Source organism: Sandarakinorhabdus sp. (genome assembly GCF_031422795.1).
In the GTDB taxonomy this organism is placed as follows: domain Bacteria; phylum Pseudomonadota; class Alphaproteobacteria; order Sphingomonadales; family Sphingomonadaceae; genus Sandarakinorhabdus.
Genome location: NZ_JANPML010000170.1, coordinates 1 through 3,065 on the forward strand (window position 1 = coordinate 1; position 3,065 = coordinate 3,065).

2 protein-coding genes are annotated in these 3,065 nt (G+C 66.9%); both read right to left on the reverse strand.

Features of this window, described 5'->3' with window-relative positions; translation table 11 throughout:
- The coding region (locus RMO81_RS06275; protein WP_310474929.1) for a UvrD-helicase domain-containing protein at positions 1-2,651 on the reverse strand (2,651 nt) is incomplete at its 3' end.
- Positions 2,648-3,065 (reverse strand): PD-(D/E)XK nuclease family protein (locus RMO81_RS06280; RefSeq protein ID WP_310474930.1); only part of this gene is annotated, 418 nt, incomplete at its 5' end. The genes RMO81_RS06280 and RMO81_RS06275, both read right to left, overlap by 4 nt.

The following is a 3,065-nucleotide window of genomic DNA, read 5'->3' on the forward strand; positions in this document are numbered from 1 at the left end:
ACCAGTTGATACCAGCTTTCGGGATGCACATCCCATTGCTTGCACGGCTTGGTGGCACCGCCAATGCACAGCACTTCCTCGGCCAGCGTCAGCGCAACATAAAGTAGACGGCGATGTTCACGCGCGGCCCTGGCGGCCCGATCATTCTCGGCCTCGGTGATAAAGGCTGGCGCCGCCACCAGCCCGGGCGGCAACCACAGCGGCAGCAGCGGGCCATTGCCCAGCGCCAGCACCAGTTCGCCCTTTTCGGCCGGCGGCACATGGCAGGCATCGGCCATGATGACGATCGGCGCCTGCAGGCCCTTGGCGCCATGCACCGTCATCAACCGCACCGCATCGATGGCGGCTTCGGGATCGCGCTTCACCTCCAGATCCTCGGCCGCCATCCAGGCGATGAAGCTCTGCAGGCTGGCCGCGCCGGCCGCTTCACAGGCCAGCGCCTGATCAAGCACGGTGTCGATGGCATCGCGGGCTTCCTCGCCCAACCGCGCCAGCAGCTTGCGGCGGCCAGCCAGCGGCCCTGACAGGATGGTTTCGAGGAAGCGGTAGGGCGATACGTCCGCCGCCAGCCGCAGCACCTCGGCCAGCACGGCGCGCGGGGCGGCCATGGCAGGATCGTCGCTGGCCAGCACGGCCGCCCACAATGTGCCCGGGCGCCCGGCGGCGAGCCCGGTGAGCTGATCATGATCAAGGCCGCAAAAGGGCGAGACCAGCAGCGCGGCGAGCGTGAGATCATCATCAGGCTGGCAGGCGAAGTGCACCAGCGCCAGCAGATCGGCCACCGCCAGCGGTTCGGCCAGGTTCAAACGGTCGGCGCCGGCCACCGGCACGCCGGCTTCGTGCAGCGCCGTCACCAGCGCGTTCATCAGCCCGCTGCGTTTGCGTACCAGCACCAAAATGTCTTGCGCCGCTGCTCGCCGGCCACTGGCAGGCAGGATCAGTGCGGTTTCCGGCGCCAGCCAGCCGGCGATGGTGGCGGCGATACGGCGCGCCATGTCGATGGCCTGCGCCAGCGGCGGGGCATCGTCGTCCTCCGTCTCGTCTTCATCCTCGCTGCCGGCATCGGGCAGCAATGGGGGCCACAGCATCACCAGCCCGGCGCCGGGCTTGTGGGCGATATGCGGTTCCACCCCCTGCGGATCGAACAGGTGCGGGCCAACATGGCCGATCACCCGGTCCACCACATCAAGAATGGCCGGCACCGATCGGAAATTCACCGTGAGCGGCAGTTCCTTCCAGCGTTCGGGTTCCGCCTCGCACAGCTGATGGAAATCATCCTTCATGTCGGCATAGATTTGCGGATCGGCGCCCTGAAAGCCAAAGATCGACTGTTTGAAATCGCCCACCACGAACAGGCTGCGGAACTGATCGCGCTGGCCGAGGCCGGAAAAATATTCCTCCACCAGTGCGCGGATCACCTGCCATTGCAGCAGGTTGGTGTCCTGCGCTTCATCAACCAGCACATGATCGATGCGGCTGTCGAGCTTGAAGCGCACCCAATCGGCAGCGCCCGGTTCGCCGAGCAGGCGGGCGGCGGCGGCGATCATGTCGTCATAATCGATCACCCCGGCGCGGTGCTTGGCGCTGCGCCAATCCTGCGCCAGCCGCACCGCCACGCGCAGGTGACGGCCGGCAAAGGCCAGTATCAGCCAGCGTTCGAGATCGGCGCGAAGGCCGAGCAGCTGGGCCTGAAGTTCAGCGCAGAAGGGCCGCCAATCGGGATTTTCGTCATCGACCGCCTTGGGCACCAGCGTGGTCAGCGCGAGCGGCTCATTCTTGGTGGAATGGAACATCCGCCACAGATCGTCCCACAGCTTGGCCTTGTCGCTGGCCATCAGGAAAGCCACCAGATTGCCGGCGAGTTTCTGGGCATTCACACCGTCCTGCCGGCCCAAAGCTTGCGCGAACTGCTGCAATTTCAGCAACGGCAGCGCCGCGATGCCCGCTGCCAGCGTCGCCGACTCGCTGTCATCATCGGCCAGCCCCAGCGCCCGGCGCAGCAGCGGCGCCACGCCCTCAACGCGCAATTCCGCCAACGCCGCACCGTGGCGCGACAGCGCCGCCATGATCGCGTGCAGCCTTGTCTCACCACCATCGATGGCGATTTCAGCCACATCGGCCAGAAAATTGGGGTTCCCCGTATCCGTGAGCGCGTCAGTCAACACGCGGCGGCGCAGCAGCGCGGCGGCACGGTCATCCAGGGTCTGGAACCCCGGCGTGATGCCGGCTTCCACCGGGAAGCTGGCGATCAGCCCCTGCGCGAAACTGTGGATGGTCTGGATGGCAAGACCGGCGGGCGCCTCCAGCACGGTGGCAAACAGCCCGCGTGCGCTGGTGAGCGTGTCGACATCGGTCGCCGCCCCGATGGCCTTCAGGTCACTGGCCATTTCAGCGTCGCTGCAGCCGGCCCAGCACGCCAGCCGCGCCATCACCCGGTTCTGCATTTCAGCGGCGGCCAGCTTGGTGAAGGTCAGGCACAATATCGCCTCCGGCCGCGCGCCGATCAGCAGCAGGCGCAGCACCCGCGCGCTGAGCACCTGGGTCTTGCCGGTCCCGGCCGAAGCCGCGACCCAGGCATGCACTTCCGGATCGGCCGCGTCGGCCTGCGCCGGCTTCAGCGGCTCCAGCGGCTTGGTGCGTTCACCACTCACGAGACGCGCTCCCGCCGGTTAATCCATTCGGCAACGCGGGCGAGATGATCAAAATCGCCCCAGGCCCACTGTGGCTGCAGCTTGGCCGGAAACGGCGTCTGCGCCAGCAGATACTGCGCCACCAATTGCTCGGCCCGGATCAGTGCCCGCGTGACATGATCGGGCACATCGGCGCCCTTGCCCAGCGGCGTGTGGCGCTTGCCCTGATCCTTGCGTCCGCCCTTCAGCTGCCAATATTCAATGGACCCCGCAGTTCCGCCCGGCACCGGCTGGCCGTCGCGGCGCAAACCGCCAGTCACGGCAATCGCCAGCCCCAGCGCCAGTTGGTTGGCCTCCAACGCCTTTACCCGTGTGCCTGATGGCGGCGTCCCGGTCTTGTAATCGATCACGCGCAGATTGCCGTCGCCATCACGG